General features: G+C 37.3%; 19 protein-coding genes. 9 read left to right on the plus strand and 10 right to left on the minus strand.

All coding sequences use genetic code 11. The features are described from left to right. Positions 1 to 15 precede the first annotated feature (15 nt). Both recN and EV694_RS01055 read right to left on the minus strand, forming a co-directional pair. The gene (gene recN / locus EV694_RS01050; RefSeq protein WP_132688013.1) at positions 16 to 1,695 is read right to left on the minus strand and encodes a DNA repair protein RecN; all 1,680 of its coding nucleotides are present in this window, start codon (positions 1,693 to 1,695) and stop codon (positions 16 to 18) included. A gap of 75 nt (positions 1,696 to 1,770) precedes the next feature. Further along, complete coding sequence (locus EV694_RS01055) at positions 1,771 to 2,688, minus strand: NAD(+) kinase (RefSeq protein ID WP_132689165.1); 918 nt, start codon at positions 2,686 to 2,688, stop codon at positions 1,771 to 1,773. 273 nt (positions 2,689 to 2,961) lie between these two features. Between EV694_RS01055 and grpE the strand changes: the two genes are divergently transcribed. Beyond that, entirely contained in the window at positions 2,962 to 3,558 is a 597-nt protein-coding gene (gene grpE, locus EV694_RS01060) for a nucleotide exchange factor GrpE (RefSeq protein WP_132688016.1), read from the plus strand. A 77-nt stretch (positions 3,559 to 3,635) separates the two neighbouring features. Here the strand turns inward: grpE and dksA are convergent, their stop codons facing one another. Next, complete coding sequence (gene dksA, locus EV694_RS01065; protein ID WP_132688019.1) at positions 3,636 to 4,079, minus strand: RNA polymerase-binding protein DksA; 444 nt, start codon at positions 4,077 to 4,079, stop codon at positions 3,636 to 3,638. 441 nt (positions 4,080 to 4,520) lie between these two features. Here dksA and EV694_RS01070 point away from each other — a divergent pair, with 441 nt between their 5' ends. The 6 genes from EV694_RS01070 to uvrC are packed head-to-tail and all read left to right on the plus strand — an operon-like array spanning position 4,521 to position 12,465. Continuing rightward, complete coding sequence (locus EV694_RS01070; protein ID WP_424580033.1) at positions 4,521 to 6,899, plus strand: DNA internalization-related competence protein ComEC/Rec2; 2,379 nt, start codon at positions 4,521 to 4,523, stop codon at positions 6,897 to 6,899. Positions 6,900 to 6,939: 40 nt separating this feature from the next. After that, positions 6,940 to 8,694, plus strand: a complete 1,755-nt coding sequence (msbA, locus tag EV694_RS01075) for a lipid A ABC transporter ATP-binding protein/permease MsbA (protein ID WP_132688022.1) — start codon at positions 6,940 to 6,942, stop codon at positions 8,692 to 8,694. After that, positions 8,694 to 9,668, plus strand: coding sequence for a tetraacyldisaccharide 4'-kinase (gene lpxK / locus EV694_RS01080; protein ID WP_132688025.1), 975 nt, complete (start codon positions 8,694 to 8,696; stop codon positions 9,666 to 9,668). Before msbA ends, lpxK begins: the two co-directional genes overlap by 1 nt. Next, positions 9,665 to 9,847 (plus strand): Trm112 family protein, encoded by a 183-nt coding sequence (locus tag EV694_RS01085; RefSeq protein ID WP_132688028.1) that lies wholly within the window; start codon positions 9,665 to 9,667, stop codon positions 9,845 to 9,847. The genes lpxK and EV694_RS01085 overlap by 4 nt, the downstream gene beginning before the upstream one ends. Beyond that, positions 9,847 to 10,629: a 3-deoxy-manno-octulosonate cytidylyltransferase gene (kdsB, locus tag EV694_RS01090; RefSeq protein WP_132688031.1), complete on the plus strand. Its 783-nt coding sequence runs from the start codon at positions 9,847 to 9,849 to the stop codon at positions 10,627 to 10,629. Before EV694_RS01085 ends, kdsB begins: the two co-directional genes overlap by 1 nt. A 9-nt stretch (positions 10,630 to 10,638) precedes the next feature. Continuing rightward, entirely contained in the window at positions 10,639 to 12,465 is a 1,827-nt protein-coding gene (uvrC, locus tag EV694_RS01095) for an excinuclease ABC subunit UvrC (protein ID WP_132688034.1), read from the plus strand. Positions 12,466 to 13,601: 1,136 nt separating this feature from the next. Here uvrC and EV694_RS01110 read toward each other — a convergent pair. The 3 genes from EV694_RS01110 to EV694_RS01120 all read right to left on the minus strand — a co-directional run bounded on the left by EV694_RS01110 (position 13,602) and on the right by EV694_RS01120 (position 15,076). Then, positions 13,602 to 14,531: a bile acid:sodium symporter family protein gene (locus EV694_RS01110; protein ID WP_132688037.1), complete on the minus strand. Its 930-nt coding sequence runs from the start codon at positions 14,529 to 14,531 to the stop codon at positions 13,602 to 13,604. Positions 14,532 to 14,633: 102 nt separating this feature from the next. After that, positions 14,634 to 14,774, minus strand: a complete 141-nt coding sequence (ykgO, locus tag EV694_RS01115) for a type B 50S ribosomal protein L36 (RefSeq protein WP_132688040.1) — start codon at positions 14,772 to 14,774, stop codon at positions 14,634 to 14,636. A 35-nt stretch (positions 14,775 to 14,809) separates the two neighbouring features. Continuing rightward, a complete protein-coding gene (locus tag EV694_RS01120; RefSeq protein ID WP_132688043.1) occupies positions 14,810 to 15,076 on the minus strand; it encodes a type B 50S ribosomal protein L31 in 267 nt (88 codons plus the stop codon). Between the two features lie 239 nt (positions 15,077 to 15,315). On the opposite strand from EV694_RS01120, the gene EV694_RS01125 reads away from it, so the two are divergent. Then, complete coding sequence (locus EV694_RS01125; protein WP_132688046.1) at positions 15,316 to 16,563, plus strand: DUF2254 domain-containing protein; 1,248 nt, start codon at positions 15,316 to 15,318, stop codon at positions 16,561 to 16,563. A gap of 175 nt (positions 16,564 to 16,738) precedes the next feature. Here EV694_RS01125 and EV694_RS01130 read toward each other — a convergent pair whose 3' ends face one another. Next, positions 16,739 to 17,389, minus strand: a complete 651-nt coding sequence (locus EV694_RS01130) for a Fic family protein (RefSeq protein WP_132688049.1) — start codon at positions 17,387 to 17,389, stop codon at positions 16,739 to 16,741. Between the two features lies 1 nt (position 17,390). Next, positions 17,391 to 17,579, minus strand: a complete 189-nt coding sequence (locus tag EV694_RS01135) for an antitoxin VbhA family protein (protein ID WP_243645942.1) — start codon at positions 17,577 to 17,579, stop codon at positions 17,391 to 17,393. 498 nt (positions 17,580 to 18,077) lie between these two features. Here EV694_RS01135 and adhP point away from each other — a divergent pair, with 498 nt between their 5' ends. After that, the gene (adhP, locus tag EV694_RS01140; RefSeq protein WP_132688052.1) at positions 18,078 to 19,127 is read left to right on the plus strand and encodes an alcohol dehydrogenase AdhP; all 1,050 of its coding nucleotides are present in this window, start codon (positions 18,078 to 18,080) and stop codon (positions 19,125 to 19,127) included. A gap of 50 nt (positions 19,128 to 19,177) precedes the next feature. Here adhP and EV694_RS01145 read toward each other — a convergent pair whose 3' ends face one another. Both EV694_RS01145 and EV694_RS01150 read right to left on the minus strand, forming a co-directional pair. Next, the gene (locus tag EV694_RS01145) at positions 19,178 to 19,780 is read right to left on the minus strand and encodes an NAD(P)H-dependent oxidoreductase (RefSeq protein WP_132688055.1); all 603 of its coding nucleotides are present in this window, start codon (positions 19,778 to 19,780) and stop codon (positions 19,178 to 19,180) included. Next, positions 19,777 to 20,235: an NfeD family protein gene (locus tag EV694_RS01150; protein ID WP_132688058.1), complete on the minus strand. Its 459-nt coding sequence runs from the start codon at positions 20,233 to 20,235 to the stop codon at positions 19,777 to 19,779. Before EV694_RS01150 ends, EV694_RS01145 begins: the two co-directional genes overlap by 4 nt. Between the last annotated feature and the right edge of the window lie 34 nt (positions 20,236 to 20,269).

Genomic DNA, 20,269 nt, shown 5'->3' on the forward strand with positions numbered 1-20,269 from the left:
ATATAGTAAATTGGATTAAGCTACTAAATTTAGCATTTCTTGTGCATTGGCTAAGGCACTGTCGCTAATTTTTTTACTGCCAGCTAATAAACGAGCTAAGGCTTTTACCCGTTGTGAGCTAGAAAGTGCGGTCATTTTTGTTTCTGTTTTTTCATCTACTACGGATTTTTCTACGCTAAATTGTTGATGGGCGTGGCTTGCCACTTGTGGTAAATGGGTTACACAGATCACTTGGCATTTTTCGCCTAATTTGCGCAATAATTTGCCTACGACACTAGCGGTCGCTCCACTGATCCCTACATCAATTTCATCGAAGATTAAGGTTGGAATCGAGGAATTATCGGCGGTTAATACTTGGATTGCTAAGGCAATACGAGAAAGCTCACCACCAGATGCAATTTTAGCCAATGGCTGAATAGGTTGACCTAAGTTACTGCGTAAGGTAAACATAATGCTATCAGCACCTTTTTGAGAGATTTTACTGGCGTGATGATTCACTTCAATAAAAAACTCAGCGTTTTCCATGGCTAAATGTTTGATTGATTTGGTGACTTGTTGAGCCAATTTAGAAGCCCCTTGGCAGCGACTCTGGTAAAGTTTTTCTGCGTTGGTCAAAAGCGTATCATAAGTTTGTTTGACTTGAGCTTGTAATTGTTGTTCTTGATCAGAAAAATCGCCTAATTTCTCAAGTTCTTGTTTGAGCTGTTGATGATGTTGAGTGAGATTTTCTGGTTGTACATAATGCTTGCGTGCAAGTTGAATCGCTTGTCCCATACGTTGCTCAATATGTTGTAATAATTCGGGATCTTGTTCTAGATCATTAGAAAGATGGCTAATTTCACTACTTGCCTCTTGTACTTGAATGAGGGCTTCTTGCAGCATATTTTCAATACTTTGATAACGTTCATCTAAGCTCGCTAGTTCGCTGAGATATTGAGTGGCTCGGTATAACATACTGTCAATATTCACAGAATCATTTTCACTTAATAACATAGCAAGAGATTGTGAAAGTCGGGTTAATTCCTCGCTATTGGATAAACGTTTGTGATCCGCTTCTAATTCTTCATATTCACCTTCAAGTAAGTTGAAGTCATCAAGCTCATTAACTTGATATTGTAATAATTGTTTACGGGCTTCGTGTTCTGCACGCTGCTGTTGTAATTGTTGGAGCTCAGCTTGTAAGGTTTTCCATTGTTGATAATCTTGCTGTACTTGTTGTAATAAAGAGGAATGTCCACAAAAATGATCTAATAATTGCAGTTGATAATCGGGTTTAAGTAGTTGTTGTGAAGAATGTTGCCCATTAATTTGGGTTAAATATTGCCCAATTTCTTTTAGTTGAGAAACAGGAACTGGGGTATTATTAATAAAGGCTTTGGAACGTCCATCAGTGTTAATAATGCGTCTTAAAATACATTCTGTGGGATTATCTTGATCTTGTAAATCATATTGCTTAAGCCATAGTGCGGCTTGGCTATTTGCTTGAATACTAAAAGAGGCGGTAACTTCAGCTCGTTCATTTTCATTGCGTAGCATAGTGATTTCTGTACGGTTGCCTAAGCATAATCCTAAGGCATCAATACCAATGGATTTACCTGCCCCCGTTTCGCCTGTAATGGCGGACATACCAGCTTGAAATTCTGTGTTTAATTGACGTACGATAGCAAAATTGTTGATGGTAAGTTGTGTTAGCATAAGAAAACCTCCTTTACTGTATAAATGTCATTATATATTGTTATTTTATACAGTAAAGAGGTTTTTGCTAATTTTTTAGAATAACTTTTTTAACCAGCCAAGTTTGCTTCTTAATACATTGTAATAATTATAATTTTTTAAATGTAGTAGGCGTAATTTATGTGGGCTTTTAACAACGGTAACAATATCATTACTGGAAAAAGGTACAGCGACTTGACTATCGCAGCTAAGTTCAATACCTGATTCATTATAATCGGCAAATCGCATAGAAATTTTGCTATTACCATCAATAACAAGAGGGCGAGATGAGAGGGTATGTGGGTACATTGGCACAAGTGAAATGGCGTTAAGTTGTGGATTGAGTATTGGTCCACCTGCGGATAAGGAATACGCCGTTGAGCCTGTAGGGGTGGCGATAATTAAACCATCTGAACGCTGTGAAAAGGCAAATTTATCATCAATATAAACGTGAAAATCAATCATACGAGCAATTTGGCTTGGGTGTAAAACCACTTCATTAACAGCATTGCCCACATTAATCATTTCGCCGTTATGTTCAATATAAGCCTCTAATAAAAAACGTTCTTCTACGACATATTCGCCATTTAAGCAGGCTTGGAGTTGTTCATAAGTTTGTTTAGGATCAATATCAGTTAAAAAACCTAAATTGCCTCGATTAATACCAATTAATGAAATATCATATTTAGATAATACCCTTGCGTTACCAAGCATATTGCCATCACCACCAATGACAATAGCGAGTTCAGCACGTTGTCCTATTTCTTCTAAACTGGCAATATAGGTTGGATTTAAATTTAATTTTTCTCCCACTTCTTGCTCTACAATAACTTCATAGCCTTTATCTATTAGCCATTGTAAAAGGTTACGATGAAGTTGCAAGGAAAGATTGCGTGGTTTCCCCACTAAACCTATAGTAGTAAATGGACTATGTGAATGCTCGTGATCAGGTGCTGGGAAATTCGTTGTTATCATCATGCCTAAGCTGTATCTCTTGAATAAATCAATTTGACCACTATATTACAATACAGCCCGTTGAATGCAACATAAATAGCTTGTGATATTGATGTTGTGTTATTTTGTATAGTCGTTTCAATTTAAAATGAGGTAAGGCTATATTAGTTTAAAGTGGGACGGCTATATTTAATGTGCTATAACTGATGATATGTTTATCTGTCTAGTTCACGCAAATAGAAATTTTTTGCTACAATAGGCGGGAATTATGACTGATTTTATAATGGAGTACTTATGTCTGAACAAGAAAAACAAGTAGAATTAGAAAATGAAGAACAATCTCGTGTAGAGACTTGTGAGCCTGAAACGCAAGAAAATGTGCAAAATGAGCAAGGCGATCCGTTAGCACAAGCTATTGAGCGAGTACAGGAATTAGAAGCCCAGTTAGCAGATTGTGCTAAGAAAGAACAAGATATTCTACTGAGAACTCGTGCTGAAATTGATAATATTCGCCGCCGTACAGAACAAGATGTTGAGAAAGCCCATAAATTTGCTTTAGAGAAATTTGCTAAAGATATTATTAACACCGTGGATAATCTTGAGCGTGCTATAGCAACACAAACGAATATTGCAGAACAACCAGAAGAGGGGGTTAAAGCCTTATTTGATGGGGTAGAGTTAACCCTTAAAGATTTACTCACAACCTTAAGTCGTTTCGGCGTTGAGCCTGTGGGCGTTGAGGGGGAAGTCTTTAATCCAGATTTACATCAAGCTATTTCAATGCAGCCAACAGAAGGGTTTGAAGCTAATCAGATTACCAGCGTATTGCAAAAAGGTTATCTGTTAAATGGTCGAGTTATTCGCCCAGCTATGGTAATGGTTGCTGCTTAAATATAAGAGATAATGATTAATATTAAAAATCCCACAAAGGCTTTTGTGGGATTTTGTTATTTTAAAGGCAAGATAAATTAACCTACCATTTGTTTTTCACGAATCTCAGCTAAGGTTTTGCAATCAATGCATAAATCTGCTGTTGGACGTGCTTCTAAGCGACGGATACCAATTTCTATCCCACAAGATTCACAATAGCCAAAATCGCCCGTTTCAATTTTTTTCAGCGTGCGTTCAATTTTTTTCAGCAGTTTACGTTCTCTGTCTCGCGTTCTTAGCTCTAAGCTGAATTCCTCTTCTTGGGTTGCACGATCCGCAGGATCAGGGAAATTAGAGGCTTCATCACGCATATGGGCGACAGTACGTTCTGCTTCTTCCATAATTTGTTCGTGCCATGCTTGAAGAATTTTCTCAAAATGAGCTAATTGTGCCTCATTCATATATTCTTCATTTTTCTTTTCTTTATAAGGTTCTACGCCCGCCAAGGACAATAGACTGAGAGATGATTTTGTCTTAGTCATTATGTTTTCTCCTAAATAAGAATGTGTCCACATCAGGCTTACGCTGTTATTGATCACTTAATTCCTATTTATAGTGACAGTTAAATAAAATCTCAAAATACCGACTAAGTAACAACAATATACCCTAACTCGGCTCCATTTTTGCTTATTTAAGCAACAGTATATTAAATTAAATACTTCAGTATTTTGCGGGGCAATATAAATAACAGAATTTTATTTTTTTAGCAAACGAAAATCGCAAATTAACACTGAATTTTTCTATTAAATTTTTTCTTTTTGCGAGCAATCTTCCATTTTTTCTGATTAAGGCTTTGATTAAATAATGATTAAGCATATCTTGTTTTATCGTCGTCCTACTTTAAAAATAATACCGCCTTGGCACAACTCGCTGTACTGTTTTGTTTTATGACGAGGCATTGTGTCTGCGGATTGTAAATGTTTATGTCATTGTTAAGAAATCCACTCGATAAATGGGCAATGATAACCATTTTATTGGCCTTTGCTTTGTTATGGTTACCAGAAATAGGGTTATTTCCTCTATGGGAAATTTTGCTTTTATTGCTGATGTTATGGCGGAGAAAATGGCGTGAAGCATTGTTATTTTGGGGATTAATTTTACTCTTACATGGTCAGGCTTGGTCGCTTTTACAGCAAGCCAAGCAGGTGGATCAATTCCCCCCTAAATCATTGCAATCCTTCAAAATTGTGGAAATATTACATCAACAACAATATCAGCGGTTAGTGATTGAAACGATATTTTCAGAAACCTTTCCTGTGCGGCGTATTGATGTGTTATGGCAAGTGGCAGAGAGCCAACCTAAAATCGGCGAGATTTGGCAAGGGGAATTATTATTGCGTCCACTTTCTTCACGTCTAAATCAGCAAGGTTTTGATCGCCAGCAATGGGCATTGGCAAAGGGAATAAGTTTGCAAGCAAGGGTAAAAAGTGCGGTCAAAATTGCGGAAGATTTTTCTTGGCGAGAGCGTCGTTTATATCGTGCTTTACAACAAACGCAAAACTTGTCTGAGCAAGGTTTATTATTAGCTTTGGCGTTTGGCGAACGAGCTTGGTTAGATCGTACTACTTGGCAACATTATCAACAAACCAATACGGCACATTTAATTGCGATTTCAGGTTTGCATATTGGCATTGCTATGGGCGTTGGTTTTCTACTTGGTCGGTTGTTGCAATTTGTTTTTCCTACTCGCTATATTACGGGCGCCTTGCCGTTGATTGTTGGCTTTTCGGTAGCCTTATTTTATGCACAGCTGGCAGGGTTTTCTATTCCCACCTTTCGTGCGATAGTGGCATTATCCATTTTACTTTTTTTCCGTTGGCGTAAGGGCTATTGTACCCCTTGGCAACTGTTATTGCGGACAGTAGCGTTATTATTGCTTTGCGATCCTATGATGATTTTGTCGGCGAGCTTTTGGTTATCCGTGGGGGCAGTAACTTGTTTAATTTTATGGTATCAGCTTTTTCCCTTAGGCATTTTTGAATGGCGAGGAAGGGGATTTAATGAGTGGCGTGGCAAGTATTTATGGGGCATTATCCATTTACAACTGGGATTATTCTGGTTCTTTACTCCAATTCAACTTGCGATTTTTAATGGTTTTTCTCTCCATAGTTTTTGGGCAAACCTTATTGCTGTTCCTTTTTATAGTTTATTATTAGTCCCCTTAGTGTTATTTGCTACCTTTACTGAAGGGCTTTTTGCGAGTTGGTATTGGGCAAATGAATTGGTGTTATTGATTAATCAAATGATAGCTTATTGGCAAGGTGGTTGGTTATATTTATCCCAAAAAATAAGTTTATTTTTGACCGCACTTTATACTTTATTATTAGCAAGTAGTGTTTATTGGGTTTATCAATATCCTTGGCGTTTACCTAAGGCGGCTCTCCCTTGGCAAACTAAGCGGAGGTTTCCTCTTACTTTATCGCCAGAACGTTATTTATCCCCCATTACGCGTACTTATTTGTATATCGCCTGTGCCTGTTTGATTTTATATTGTGGTGGACAAGGATTTAAGGATCTAATAACAAAACCCCATTGGCGTTTAGAAACCCTTGATGTAGGGCAGGGGCAAGCAACCTTATTGGTTAAAAATAATAAAGCTATTTTGTACGACAGTGGGGCAAGTTGGCAGGGTGGGGATATGGCGAGCCTTGAGATCTTGCCTTATTTATTTCGGCAAGGTATCCAATTAGAGAAATTGATCGTTAGCCATGATGATAATGATCACGCAGGTGGCGTACCCAGCTTACTCAAGGCATTTCCTAGCCTAAGTTTGATCCAAGCCTCAACGGTTTTTTACCAAACACAAAATATTGATCTGTGTTATCGAGGTAAAACTTGGTATTGGCAAGGATTAACCTTGCGAGCTTTATCACCGCCCCAACCTGTTACAAGAGCAAAGAATCGGGATTCTTGTGTATTATTGGTTGATGATGGGCGTTATCAAATTTTATTAACTGGCGATGCCGATATTGCAGCAGAACGAGAATTTATTCATCACATTAGCGAACCGATAGATATTTTACAAGTGGGACATCATGGCAGCCAAACATCAACCAGTGAATTGTTATTAGGGCGAACCACGCCAAAAGTGGCATTAATTTCAAGTGGACGTTGGAATCCTTGGCGATTGCCTAATAAACAAGTGATAGAGAGGTTAAAGCGTTATCAAGTACAGGTTTTTAATACGGCACGAGATGGGCAAATTTCATTGCTTTTTTATGATGATGGGTTTGAAATAAAAACCGCAAGGGATAAATTTTCCCCTTGGTATCGCATAATCATTGGAGAACCGAGTAAATAAAGGTACAATGTCGCGATTTATTAGTAAAAGATGAGTAGTTATGCAGGATAATGATTTTTCTACATGGCAGACCTTTAAACGTCTATGGCCGATTATTGCACCCTTTAAATTAGGGATTGTGGCAGCAGGGATCGCATTAATACTCAATGCGCTGACTGATGCTGGGTTGATTTCTATGTTAAAACCCTTACTTGATGAAGGTTTTGGTAAAGCAGAAACGGATTTTTTGCGTATGATGGCGGTAGTCGTTGTCTTTCTCATCATATTGCGAGGCATTACCAGTTTTATTTCCACTTATTGTTTGGCTTGGGTATCGGGTAAAGTGGTGATGACCATACGCCGTCATATTTTTAAACATTTAATGTATATGCCAGCGAGCTTTTTTGATAAAAATACCACAGGATCTTTATTATCAAGAATTACCTATGATTCTGAGCAGGTTGCTAATTCCTCTTCCCATTCTTTAGTGACCATTGTGCGTGAGGGGGCTTATATTCTCTCTTTATTGGGGGTTATGATTTACACCAGTTGGCAGCTTTCGATTGTCTTATTTATTATTGGGCCGATTATTGCCGTTTTGATTCGTATTGTTTCTAAACATTTTCGCCGTTTAGGTAAAAATATGCAAAACTCAATGGGTACCTTAACCTCAACCACTGAACAAATGCTAAAAGGGCATAAAGAAGTCTTATCCTTTGGCGGACAGCAAATTGAGGAAGAGCGTTTTCGTCATGTGAGTAATGATATGCGTCGTAAAGGTATGAAAGTGATGGTGGCTGATGCCATTTCTGATCCTGTGGTGCAAATTATTGCCTCTTTTGCTTTAGCGGCAGTTTTATATCTTGCTACCTTGCCTGAAATTATGAGCCAAAACTTAACCGCAGGGGCATTTACGGTGGTTTTCTCTTCAATGTTAGCGATGATGCGACCATTGAAATCATTAACCAATGTTAATGCGGCTTTTCAACGTGGTATGGCGGCTTGCCAAACATTATTTGCCATTTTAGATTTGCCAATAGAGAAAGATTCTGGGCAATATGAAGTGGAAAAGGTTAAAGGGCAGGTACGTTTTAATCAAGTTAGTTTTAGCTATGAAGGAAAAAATATTCCTGCTTTGTCTAATGTAAGTTTTGAGATTGAAGCGGGGAAAACCGTTGCTTTAGTGGGGCGTTCGGGTTCAGGTAAATCTACTATCGCTAATTTATTACCTCGATTTTATGATGTGCAACAAGGGGAAATCTTATTAGATGGCGTGAATATTCAAGATTATCGCCTCGCAAATTTACGTTCTCATTGTGCTGTGGTTTCACAACAGGTACATTTATTTAATGATACAATTGCGAATAATATTGCTTATGCTGCCACGGATAAATATTGTCGTGAAGATATTATTAACGCTGCCAAAGCAGCTCACGCTATGGAATTTATTGAAAAATTGCCAGAGGGGTTAGATACCGTTATTGGCGAAAATGGGGCGAGCTTATCTGGGGGGCAACGCCAGCGTTTAGCCATTGCAAGGGCATTATTGCGTGATGCGGCAGTCTTAATTCTTGATGAAGCCACTTCGGCATTAGATACGGAATCGGAACGTGCTATTCAAGCGGCATTAGAACAAATTCAGCAAAATCGCACAGTACTTGTGATTGCACACCGTTTATCAACCATTGAAAAAGCCGATGAAATTCTGGTAATTGAACATGGCGAGATAAAAGAGCGAGGTAATCATCAAGCCTTGCTAGCAATGAATGGCTTGTATCGTCAGCTACATCAAATGCAATTTGGTGAAAAAGCATAATGAAATTTTGGTATTCTCGTCAGCGTTTAGCTTGGTTATTATTGCCCTTTGCGGGATTATTTTGGCTAATTACAGTGATTCGCCGTCAATTATTTCGCTATGGCTTTTTTTCTTCTTATCGTGCTAAATTGGCGGTGGTTATTGTGGGCAACCTTTCGGTAGGGGGAAATGGAAAAACCCCTTTAACCATTTGGCTAGTAAAGCATTTACAACAACGCGGCTATCGAGTAGGAATTATTTCTCGAGGTTATGGCGCTAAAACCAAAAGGTTTCCAGCGTTAGTTGAGCCTGATTCATCGCCTGATTTATTTGGCGATGAACCCGTTTTATTGGCTCAGCGTACGGGCGTACCAATTTGTATTTCCCCTAATCGCCAACAAAGTATTGAATTACTCACGCAACAGTTTGCGTTAGATGTGATTATTAGCGATGATGGTTTACAACATTATGCCTTGCAACGGGATATTGAAATTGTGGTTATGGATAGCCAATTAGGGATAGGCAACGGTTTTTTATTACCCGCAGGACCATTACGAGAATTGCCTTCTCGCTTAACTCAGGTGGATTTTGTTGTGGCAAATGGACAAGCTAATGTATATAGTCAGTTTGTGATGCAACTTAAACCTCAATATGCGATTAATTTATTAACCCAAGAAAAACGTTTAGTCACTGATTTTAAACAGGCCTTTGCCATTGCAGGCATAGGCAATCCAACACGTTTTTTTACTATGTTACAAGAGTTAGGTATAGAACTAGTTGGACAACAAATCTTTAGTGATCATCATCATTTTCAACTTAGCGACTTCATTGAACAAGATAAACATATTCCTCTATTCATGACGGAAAAAGATGCGGTGAAATGTCGTGCCTTTGCTCAAGGAAATTGGTGGTATGTGCCAGTGGAAACCCAATTAATGGGGGATACACAGAAGTTACTGGCTAAAATTGAACAAAAAATCAAGGATTATCAATGAACAGTAAACTACTTGAGATTATTGCTTGCCCACGTTGTCAAGGGCGATTGCAATATGATGAACAACATCAGCAATTAATTTGTCGCTTTGAGCATTTAGCTTATCCCATAAAACAGGGGATTCCTGTGCTATTAGCGGAGCAAGCGATTTCCTTAGACAATGAACAGGAGGAAAAATAATGGCATTACCTTTTACCGTCGTTATCCCTGCACGTTATGCCTCAAGTCGTTTACCGGGTAAACCCTTAGCTGATATTGTGGGTAAACCTATGATCGCTCATGTGGTGGAAAAAGCAAAATTATCAGGGGCAAAACGAATTATTGTGGCAACGGATCATCAACAGGTTGCCGAGGCAGTACAGGATTTATGTGAAGTATGCTTGACTTCAGCTAAACATAATTCAGGTACAGAACGCTTAGCAGAAGTGGTTGAAAAATGTCATTTACCTGAAGATGAAATTGTTGTGAATGTGCAGGGCGATGAACCCCTCATTCCGCCAGTTATTATTCAGCAAGTGGCGCAAAATTTAGAAAAATTTCAGGTAAATATGGCGACTTTAGCGGTTAAAATCCAACAGGCAGAAGAATTATTTAACCCTAATGTGGTGAAATTAGTGATGGATCATAAGGGCTATGTATTATATTTCTCTCGAGCGGCGATTCCTTGGAATCGTGATGATTTTGCTCAATTAAGCCAAGCTGATCACAAACTTTCGTTAGTCCCAGAGCATTATTTGCGTCATATCGGGCTTTATGCTTATCGTGCAGGCTTTATTAAACAATATGTCCAATGGCAGCCAACAGCCTTAGAACAGATTGAATCTTTAGAGCAATTACGCGTGTTATGGTATGGTGAGAAAATTCATGCCGAGCTTGCTCTGGCTGAGCCAGCCGTTGGCGTTGATACGCCAGAAGATTTAGCAAAAGTGCGGTCTATTTTGGCTGAGAATCGATCAGTATAAGCCTCATTTATGTTATTTGACGCCAAATCTTTTCTAAAAAATGTTACTCACGAGCCTGGTGTTTATCGTATGTATGACGATAAACAACAGGTCATTTATGTCGGAAAAGCAAAAGACTTAAAAAAACGTTTATCCAGTTATTTTCGCTCCAATTTAGCCAGTAAAAAAACGGAAGCCTTAGTAGCCGCCATTCGTCATATTGATGTCACCATTACCTCATCAGAAACGGAAGCTCTGCTACTGGAGCATAATTTTATTAAAGCCTATCAACCTCGTTATAATGTGTTGTTACGAGATGATAAATCTTATCCCTATATTTTATTAACAAAAGAACGCCACCCACGCATTACCGCTTATCGAGGCAGTAAAAAGATTGCAGGAGAGTATTTTGGGCCTTATCCTCATGCTGGGGCAGTGAGAGAAACCCTCTCCTTATTGCAAAAATTATTTCCTGTTAGGCAATGTGAAAATGCGGTGTATAACAACCGCTCTCGCCCTTGCTTACAATATCAAATTGGACGCTGTGCCGCTCCTTGTGTGGCAGGTTATGTAAGCGATGAAGAATATGCTCAGCAAGTGAATTTTGCTCGTTTATTTTTACAAGGCAAAGATCAACAGGTCTTAGAACATCTAATCAGTAAAATGGAGCAAGCCAGCCAAGCCCTGCAATTTGAACAAGCCGCCCGTATTCGTGATCAAATTCAAGCAGTACGAGCTGTGATTGAAAAACAATTTGTGGCAAATGAACGACTAGATGATATGGATATTTTAGCCATGGCTTACCAACATGGTATTGCTTGTGTGCAAGTGTTATTTATTCGCCATGGCAAAATTTTGGGAAATCGAAGTTATTTTCCTAAAGTGCCAGTGAATACAGATTTGGCAGAGCTTACGGCAACATTTGTGGGGCAATTCTATCTCCAAGGGGATCAAGGACGAAGCATTCCTCACACAGTAATTGTGGATCATAAGCTGCCCGAAAAAGCGATGTTAGAACAATTATTAACAGAGCAAGCGGGGCATAAAGTCAGTATCCAAGATAATGTGAGAGGCAATAAAAGCAAATATTTACAGCTCGCTCAAATGAATGTCAAAGCGACATTAGTTACCCAATTAAAACAAGCCTCTTTAATGACACAACGCTATCAAGCCTTGCAACAGTTATTGAATATTGACAATATTCAGCGTATGGAATGTTTTGATATTAGCCATACGATGGGTAATCAAACTGTTGCCTCTTGTGTCGTGTTTAACCAAGAAGGACCATTAAAGTCAGATTATCGCCGTTTTAATATTGAAGGTATCCAAGCAGGTGATGATTATGCCGCCATGGAGCAAGTATTAAAAAAACGTTATGACAAAGAATTAGAGCCAGATAAAATTCCTGATGTCATTTTTATTGACGGCGGAAAAGGGCAATTAAATCGTGCTTTACAGTTTTTTTCGCAACTACAAGTAAAATGGGATAAAAAACGACCGCACTTAATTGGCGTAGCGAAAGGTGTTGATCGTAAAGCAGGATTAGAAACCTTAATTATCAGTAAACAAGAACGTGAAATTAATCTACCCGCAGATAGCCTTGCTTTACACCTTATTCAACATATTCGAGATGAAAGCCATCATCATGCGATTAGCGGACACCGCAAGAAACGACAAACGCAATTTTTGCAAAGTCATTTAGAAAATATTGCAGGCGTAGGGGCGAAACGGCGACAAGCACTGCTTAAATATTTAGGCGGTATGCAAGGCGTGAAAAAGGCAAGTATTGATGAAATCGCTTCAGTACCAGGAATATCACGAAATTTAGCAGAGAAAATCTTTGAAAGTTTGAAATAAGTTAAAAGAAATTAATGTTGTATTAAAGTGCGGTCAGTTTTGGTATTATAGCTGCTTTATGGTGTAATGGACAAAATAGTTGCTAATAATAATTTTCTCAAATTGTTAGCAGCTCTTTTTATTTAAAAAATCCTTTATAAACATAATCTTACGATTTCTGCTTAATCCATTATGATTAATTAAGGGGCTAATCTACTTCAGCCCCAAAAATTTTCCATATTGTCAAAATAATTCAATCTACAAACATGGAAAGAAAAATACTATTCAAAGCTATAAATATAATCATCATAATAAAACTTTTATCTTTTAAAACAAATTAAATCTCACCGCAATTTGATTTCATTATTCTCAGGGAAAACAGACGTATAAAGTGCTTGTCATTAAATATCAATTTTCTGTTAAAACAATTCAAAGATATATTGATAAAGCCCCGAGAAACTTTAATTTTCCTCTCGTCAACTTATTTAAATATTATTATAGATACCACTTTCTTTAGATACGCCTATTAAAATGTACAATTTTCATCTTGTGGCAATGGTGATGAGAAAATTAAGAAGAAAACATCAATCTCAGGCAGGAAAGGAATTAAAAATCATTGTGAAAACGCTGAAAGAAAGCCAAAACATGATTTTTTCGTCGTTTGTATTATTGGTATTTAAAACATCAAGATTATTTGAATGAACGCTCATAGAAATGCAAAAAAGTTATTTTCTTTATAAAGATAAAGGATTAAGAGGCATTAGCGAGCATTAAATATGATGAAAGATATTTATTTACCTTTGAAAGTACATGGAATTAAATATTGAAAAAACAACAAATCGGTTAGAAGGTTTATTTAGTCAACCTAAGTGTAAATTAATTAGTCATAATGGATTAAATAGAAAGCATAAGATCATGTTTATAAAGGACATTTTAAATAAAAAGAGTTGCTAACAATTTGAGAAAATTATTATTAGCAACCATTTTGTCTATTACACCAAACTTAGACATATTTGGGTTGGATCAGCGGACAGAACATAGGATTAAATATCAATAAATTAGAGATCTAGCATTACTTTATCTGTCCTCTGAACAGTAAAAAATCCCAAAAATTAACCGCACTTTTTATTTAAAAATTTTAATTGATTTATCACCAATTATTTATTTTTAAGATTCGCAAAGAAATTTGCCAGTAATGAACCTGAAACATTATGCCAGAAACTAAATAACGCACTTGGTACGGCGGCGATAGGGTTGAAGTGAGCGGCAGCTAGAGCAGCACCAAGTCCAGAGTTTTGCATACCAACCTCAATAGCAATAGCTTTACTATCGTAATTATCAAGTTTAACAAGTTTAGCCACCAAGAAACCGATTAAATAACCTAGGCTATTATGTAACACGACGATAGCAAAAATTAGTAAACCAGATTCAACAATGCGATCTTTGCTCGCTGCGACAACGGCTGCCAGAATTAATACAATGGCGATGACTGAAAGGAGGGGCATTGTTTGGCTGATTTCCGCAATTTTATTTTTAAATAATGCCCGCACAATTAGGCCTAAGAAAATCGGTAATAACACCATTTTAAGCACAGATATAAACATTGCTGCTGCATTGATTTCTAACCATTGGCTGGCTAAAGCATAGAAAATGATTGGCGTTAAAATAGGGGCGAGCAAGGTAGAAATCGTGGTACAAGCAATGGATAATGCTGTATTACCTTTGGCTAAATAGGTCATCACATTAGAAGAGGTGCCGCCCGGGCAAGATCCCACTAAGATTACACCAATGGCTAATTCGGCAGGCAAATTAAATCCTTTTGCTAAGGCATAAGCCAAGGCTGGCATAATAATAAATTGCCCTGCAACACCAATAAATACCGCTTTAGGATGTTTAACCACTTCACCAAAGTCAGCAAAGGTTAGCGTAATCCCCATACCAAACATAACAATGCCCAATAGGTAAGGAATATAAGGCGCGATTAATTTAAAGGTATCGGGAAAATAAAATGCAAGAATTGCGGCGACTAAAGCCCATAAAGCAAAGGTTTTACTGAAAAAATGAGTGAGTTTTAATAATGTTTGCATAAAGAACAGTTCCTTAGATGTGAATTAAAAGCGTTAATATAGCAGAAATTTGAGGATAAAAAAGAGGGAGAAAAAATCCTCTTTAATAAGAGGATTTAAACATTATTTACGTTTTTTACCGCCTTGGCGTGCTTTAAAACGAGGATTTTCTTTGCAGATGACATAAACGACACCATGACGGCGAACAATTTTACAGCCTGGGTGGCGTGTTTTAGCACTTTTTAAAGAAGATAAGACTTGCATGGTTTTTCCTTATTTTTTAATGAGAATTTAGTGAGTTATTTTGATTTTAATGCACCAAATTTACCATAGCGATGAGCAAATTCACTTGCACGTCCTTCGTTAGCAATTTGACGGGTTTTACCTGTATAGAAAGGGTGAGAAGCCGAAGAAGTATCACACATATAAACAGGATATTCCTTGCCATCAGTCCATTTCATGGTATTGGTTGTTCTTGCACAAGAACGGATTAAAAAGCCCGTTTGAGCACTAGAGTCATAAAATAACACTGTACGGTAATTTTCAGGATGAATGCCTTTTTTCATTATGTTTCCTTGTTTTGAGTATGAAATGATTAACAGTGAGCGAGATTATAGCCTAGATAATAATTATTATCAAAACTTATTTTTAGTTGATAAATAAGTTTTTAGGCAAGATTTAGTGAGGAAAGTGAAGTAGCGCTAATATCGTCATTCTATTTTAAATTGAAATGATGATATAGGATATAGTGATTTTTGGTTGAAATCACTATAATAGCTTGCCAGATTTTTATAGGAGAATATGAATGTTTTATCGTTTGTTATTGGCATTAAAAAAGCCGGGGAATACGTTGTGGATAACCCCCACGCTTGGGGCTTTATTAGCTATTATTTTTGCCTTTGCTGCTAAATCAGTGAATTTTTTTATTGATGAAAATGTATTACCAGAAGTGCAACAGGATACCTTAGATGGTTTATTGGGGATTATTGCGTCAAGTATGCTAGCGGTAAGTACCTTTTCATTATCCATTATGGTATCGGCTTTTGCATCCGCCTCAGGGGGAACAACACCGCGGGCAACGGAATTGGTTATGGGCGATGATAATACCCGTATGGCGATAGCCAGTTTTATTTCAGCATTTATTTATGCCATTATTGCAAAAACCGTATTAGGTATGGGATTTTATGGGCAAAATGGACGCTTTGTGCTTTTTGTTAGTACTTTGCTGGTTTTGCTTTATTTAATTATTACCTTAATTCGCTGGGTAGCCACTATTTCCCATTTAGGCGGAATGAAAAATACTTTAGAAAAAATTCATTGTGCGGCAGAAAATGCCTTACAACATTATCGTCTTAATCCTAGCATGGGAGCAAATTGGGTGGGGAATAGTAGTGAACAAGGGAGTATTGTTTATGCCAGTGAAGTAGGGTATCTAACCCATATTGATATGTTATCCTTACAACGTTATGCGGAAAAACAAGATTGTTATATAGCGATTAAGGTAAGACCTGGAGAGTTAATTTCGCCCAATATGCCTTTAATGTCGGTGGAAAATGCACCTAAAGATAAGAAACAATTAGATCAATTAGCACAATATTTTGTATTGGCAGGCTCTCGTCATTATGAGGAAGATCCTGAATGGGGATTTATTGTGTTAGCGGAGTCGGCACAAAAAGCCTTACCACCAGTGGCAAATGATCCGGGTACAGCCATTGCGGTAATGAATATTATGATGCGTATTTTGATTACGCGACCTGAACAAAAACAAAGCAGCGTAAATTATGATCGATTAGCCATTAAACCTTTAGATGCGTCAGATTGGATTAAAAGTGGTTTCGCCCCTATTGCTCGTGATGGCGTAGAGCTATTAGAGGTTAATCTTTTATTACAAAAAAATTTAGCCATCATTTGGCAAAATGCACCAGAACAACAGGTGCGTGAGGCGGCTTTACAACTGGCTATCTCTTCTTTGCAACGAGCAGAACAAGCATTAACCTTTTCTGAGGATTTTCAATTATTACAACAAAAGCATAATAAGTTGTTTGATAAGTAATATTGAGATAATAAAAGTGCGGTCAAAATTACCGCATATTTTTAATATGTGATTTTAATAATTATAGTCGTTTCAATTTAAAATAAGATAGGGCGGCACACCGAAGACAGTACAACGAGTACGGCGAACTAACACAGTATTATTTTAAAGTGGAATGGCTATAGTTCTTTATAATTTAATATCTTAATTTGGACAATGAATAATTTATAACTTCTTCTAAAGTCTTATAGTCTTTATGGTAATGAATGGCATTTATTTCATCTTTTAATGCTGTTTGTTGTGTAGGATCAGAATTTCTTGCTAAATTTATTGTATTTACTTCAAAATCTCTTGCTAAGTATATTTCTGTTCGAGTAAATTTAGACCAATCTAATTTAAACCCTGTTTCTTTAGCAAGAAGTCGAGTAAATTCCCGTAATGTTCGGCTATTACCGTCAGAAAATGGGTGAATATAATCCAGTTTACTATAAAGATTAGTAATATTCTTAACGAATACGTTTTTATTTAACGTTTTTAAATGGTTTATATTGATAGTATTTAATGTATCTTCAATTTCTTTGATACTTTGGCTATCCATTCGGCTATAAAAAACGGTTATATTTCCGAAGCTCGCATAAGAGCGCACCTTATGCCATAATTTATTAGGATCTTTAATTTCGGATCTAAATTTACCAGCTATATTAGGGCTATCTTGAAAGATATATTGATGAATTTCTTTTAGATGCGCTATGTCAAAATTCCCTTTTATAGGATTTTCGCTTAATTCTGATAAACGGATAAATGATAATTTATCCTTTATTTCTTCTTCAGAATAGCTTTTAGCCATATCATATCCCTGCTTTTACCGCCATAATATATTCTCTTGTAAATTCTTCTCTAGTTAATAAACCTTGAACATATTTATCAGAAATATCTAGCAATCCTTTAGATAGAGTGATCCCCTCTAATTCTACACTCGCTTTTGCATATTCAACGGCTTCTTTTCTAACTTTTTTTTCAGCTTCAGAAATCATCATTTTCTCCTTATTGACTTAGCCATTATGATAACATAATTATTCATATTTTTCTTTTTATTTAGGTTTTTAGGGAAGTGTTAATACATATTCAATTTAACCGATTTTTGCTGGTAAAACCTGGCTCATGTGGCATATAGCCATCACAGTAATGAACATTACAACGAGCAGAACAAGCATTAATCTTTTCTGAGGATTTTCAATTATTACAACAAAAGCATAATAAGTTGTTTGATAAGTAATATTGAGATAATAAAAGTGCGGTCAAAATTACCGCACTTTTTTGTTTTGCTTTCGTTATCGTTATGTTAATAATTTGCACAATGTCACAAATTTAATAAAAATAAGGTATTTTGCGCAAGTAATTGTTGAGTTTTCATTTGGAGCAAGATAAGCTGAAAATGCTTTCAAATTATGGAATATAGTCGTTCCACTTTAAATTGAAAGGACTATAGATCAGTATGAAAGCAAAGTATGATATTTCAAATGGAGGGCTTAACAATGAAAATGAAAGCAGCAGTGGTTAATACGAATTGTTCTGGTGTTGAAGTGATTGAGAAAGAGATTCCTTCTGTGGGTACAGGACAAGCATTAGTAAAAATGGAATATTGTGGCGTTTGTCATACGGATCTACATGTTGCAGCAGGCGATTATGGTAAATATCCTGGACGGATACTTGGACACGAGGGAATTGGCATTGTGCAACAAGTTGCCGATGATGTTACCACGTTAAAAGTGGGTGATCGTGTGAGTGTTGCTTGGTTATATGAAAGTTGTAATCATTGTGAGTATTGTGTATCAGGGCGGGAAACCTTATGTCGCTCGGTGAAAAATGCAGGATATACCGTTGATGGTGGTATGGCGGAATATTGTGTTGTTGCGGCAAATTATGCGGTTAAAGTGCCCGATGGGCTTGATCCTACTCAGGCAAGTAGTATTACTTGTGCGGGAGTGACCACCTATAAAGCCATTAAGGTATCAGAAGTGCGTTCAGGACAATGGATTGCGTTATATGGTGCTGGAGGATTAGGTAATTTATCCGTTCAATATGCGAAAAAAGTGTTTGGTGCGAAAGTGATTGCCATTGATGTGAATGATGATAAATTGGCTTTAGCACAACAATCTGGTGCGGATGTGGTAATTAATTCAGCGAAAGAAAATGCAGAACAACGAATTATTGAAATTACCGAAGGTGGTGCACATGCCGCTGTGGTGACTGCTGTAGCTAAGGTTGCATTTAATAGTGCGGTTAATGCGGTTAGAGCGGGGGGAACGGTGGTTGCAGTGGCGTTGCCTGTGGATACCATGGATTTATCCATTCCTCGCATTGTGTTAGATGGTATTCGGGTCATTGGATCTTTAGTGGGGACACGACAAGATTTAGCGGAAGCCTTTGAGTTTGGGGCAAGAGGTTTAGTTGTGCCAGTGGTGCAAACTCGCCCATTAGAAGATGTTGGCGCTATTTTCCAAGAAATGCACGAGGGGAAAATTCAGGGGCGTATGGTATTAGATTTTACCCATCATCATTGTGGTTGTGCTAATCATGTTTAATGCTAATTAATCTGGAGAAAAAGTGCGGTAATTTTTACCGCACTTTTTTATCAACTTTGAGTCTGCATCGCCACAATATTTTGAGTCGTCTTTTCTTTTACTTGCTGTAAGATGGCTTGGCGTTGTGATTGATTAATTAAATGAATATCGCCAAATAATTGGTAATTAATATCTTGAATACCACAATAATTAAATAAGCCATTGATTAAGCAATCATCAAGGGATTTATCCCAACCTAAGGTTTGATACTGTGCGAGATTACTGCCTAGGGTAATAAATTGTTGCATTTTTTTGCCTTGTAATAAGCCTTGCGAAATGCCTCCCTCAGTTTTATAGGCGAAACCATGGCTGAGAACACGATCTAAATAGCCTTTTAAAATAGCAGGAAAGCCCATCCACCATAAGGGGTAAATTAAGGTAATTAAATCGGCATTAAGGATAAATTGTTGTTCATGCTGAATTTCTGTTGGTAGGATATTTTGGTAGCTAGCCGTTAATTCTTGCCAATTTAAAATAGGATTGAAATCAAGCTGATAAAGATCACGAATTTGGGTTTCAACCTGTAATTGTTTACTGCTTTCTTGCACGCTTTGTAAAATGGCATGGTTAAAACTTTGTTTATTTGGGTGTGCAATAATAATTAAATGGTTCATTGTTGTTCCTCAAGTTTCTGCACTAACAGGGTAATGCCTTCTACATTGATAACTTTAATGCTGTCCCCTTGTTGCAGGTGTTGACCTTTGATTCGCCAAGTGGTATCGCCGAAATGTCCTCGCCCTATGTCATTGGCTTGTATGCTTTGTACAATACCGATTTTGTTTAGCATAAAATGATCCCGTTGATTAAGATGGGTTTGTGATTGATCCTGTTTATCTTTTCTATGCTGGATTTTCCACCACATCAGACTCAGGGCTATGGCGAGTATGGCATAAAGGATAAAGGCGGTGGGTAAACTTAATTGGGGGACGAGAAAGACTACGCCAGCTAAGGTCAAAGCGGCTAATCCCCACCAAAGGAGAAATATACCGGGAATAATGATTTCGCCAATCAGTAAAATAAAGCCTAGAATAAGCCAATGCCAAGTTGACCATGTGGATAACCATTGCATAATGCCTCCTATATTGAGCAAGAATAAAAAATCC

The sequence above is a fragment of the Volucribacter psittacicida genome, assembly GCF_004339025.1.
Taxonomy (GTDB): Bacteria; Pseudomonadota; Gammaproteobacteria; order Enterobacterales; family Pasteurellaceae; genus Volucribacter; species Volucribacter psittacicida.

What these genes read in the sequence shown, in the direction of transcription:
- ykgO (WP_132688040.1), bottom strand. Translation starts at nt 14,774, where the DNA reads ATGCAAGTCTTATCTTCTTTAAAAAGTGCTAAAACACGCCACCCAGGC.
- EV694_RS01085 (WP_132688028.1), top strand. Translation starts at nt 9,665, where the DNA reads ATGAACAGTAAACTACTTGAGATTATTGCTTGCCCACGTTGTCAAGGG.
- kdsB (WP_132688031.1), top strand. Translation starts at nt 9,847, where the DNA reads ATGGCATTACCTTTTACCGTCGTTATCCCTGCACGTTATGCCTCAAGT.
- EV694_RS01150 (WP_132688058.1), bottom strand. Translation starts at nt 20,235, where the DNA reads ATGCAATGGTTATCCACATGGTCAACTTGGCATTGGCTTATTCTAGGC.
- EV694_RS01130 (WP_132688049.1), bottom strand. Translation starts at nt 17,389, where the DNA reads ATGGCTAAAAGCTATTCTGAAGAAGAAATAAAGGATAAATTATCATTT.
- grpE (WP_132688016.1), top strand. Translation starts at nt 2,962, where the DNA reads ATGTCTGAACAAGAAAAACAAGTAGAATTAGAAAATGAAGAACAATCT.
- recN (WP_132688013.1), bottom strand. Translation starts at nt 1,695, where the DNA reads ATGCTAACACAACTTACCATCAACAATTTTGCTATCGTACGTCAATTA.
- dksA (WP_132688019.1), bottom strand. Translation starts at nt 4,079, where the DNA reads ATGACTAAGACAAAATCATCTCTCAGTCTATTGTCCTTGGCGGGCGTA.
- uvrC (WP_132688034.1), top strand. Translation starts at nt 10,639, where the DNA reads ATGTTATTTGACGCCAAATCTTTTCTAAAAAATGTTACTCACGAGCCT.
- EV694_RS01110 (WP_132688037.1), bottom strand. Translation starts at nt 14,531, where the DNA reads ATGCAAACATTATTAAAACTCACTCATTTTTTCAGTAAAACCTTTGCT.
- adhP (WP_132688052.1), top strand. Translation starts at nt 18,078, where the DNA reads ATGAAAATGAAAGCAGCAGTGGTTAATACGAATTGTTCTGGTGTTGAA.
- EV694_RS01145 (WP_132688055.1), bottom strand. Translation starts at nt 19,780, where the DNA reads ATGAACCATTTAATTATTATTGCACACCCAAATAAACAAAGTTTTAAC.
- msbA (WP_132688022.1), top strand. Translation starts at nt 6,940, where the DNA reads ATGCAGGATAATGATTTTTCTACATGGCAGACCTTTAAACGTCTATGG.
- EV694_RS01055 (WP_132689165.1), bottom strand. Translation starts at nt 2,688, where the DNA reads ATGATAACAACGAATTTCCCAGCACCTGATCACGAGCATTCACATAGT.
- EV694_RS01120 (WP_132688043.1), bottom strand. Translation starts at nt 15,076, where the DNA reads ATGAAAAAAGGCATTCATCCTGAAAATTACCGTACAGTGTTATTTTAT.
- EV694_RS01125 (WP_132688046.1), top strand. Translation starts at nt 15,316, where the DNA reads ATGTTTTATCGTTTGTTATTGGCATTAAAAAAGCCGGGGAATACGTTG.
- lpxK (WP_132688025.1), top strand. Translation starts at nt 8,694, where the DNA reads ATGAAATTTTGGTATTCTCGTCAGCGTTTAGCTTGGTTATTATTGCCC.
- EV694_RS01070 (WP_424580033.1), top strand. Translation starts at nt 4,521, where the DNA reads ATGTCATTGTTAAGAAATCCACTCGATAAATGGGCAATGATAACCATT.
- EV694_RS01135 (WP_243645942.1), bottom strand. Translation starts at nt 17,579, where the DNA reads ATGATGATTTCTGAAGCTGAAAAAAAAGTTAGAAAAGAAGCCGTTGAA.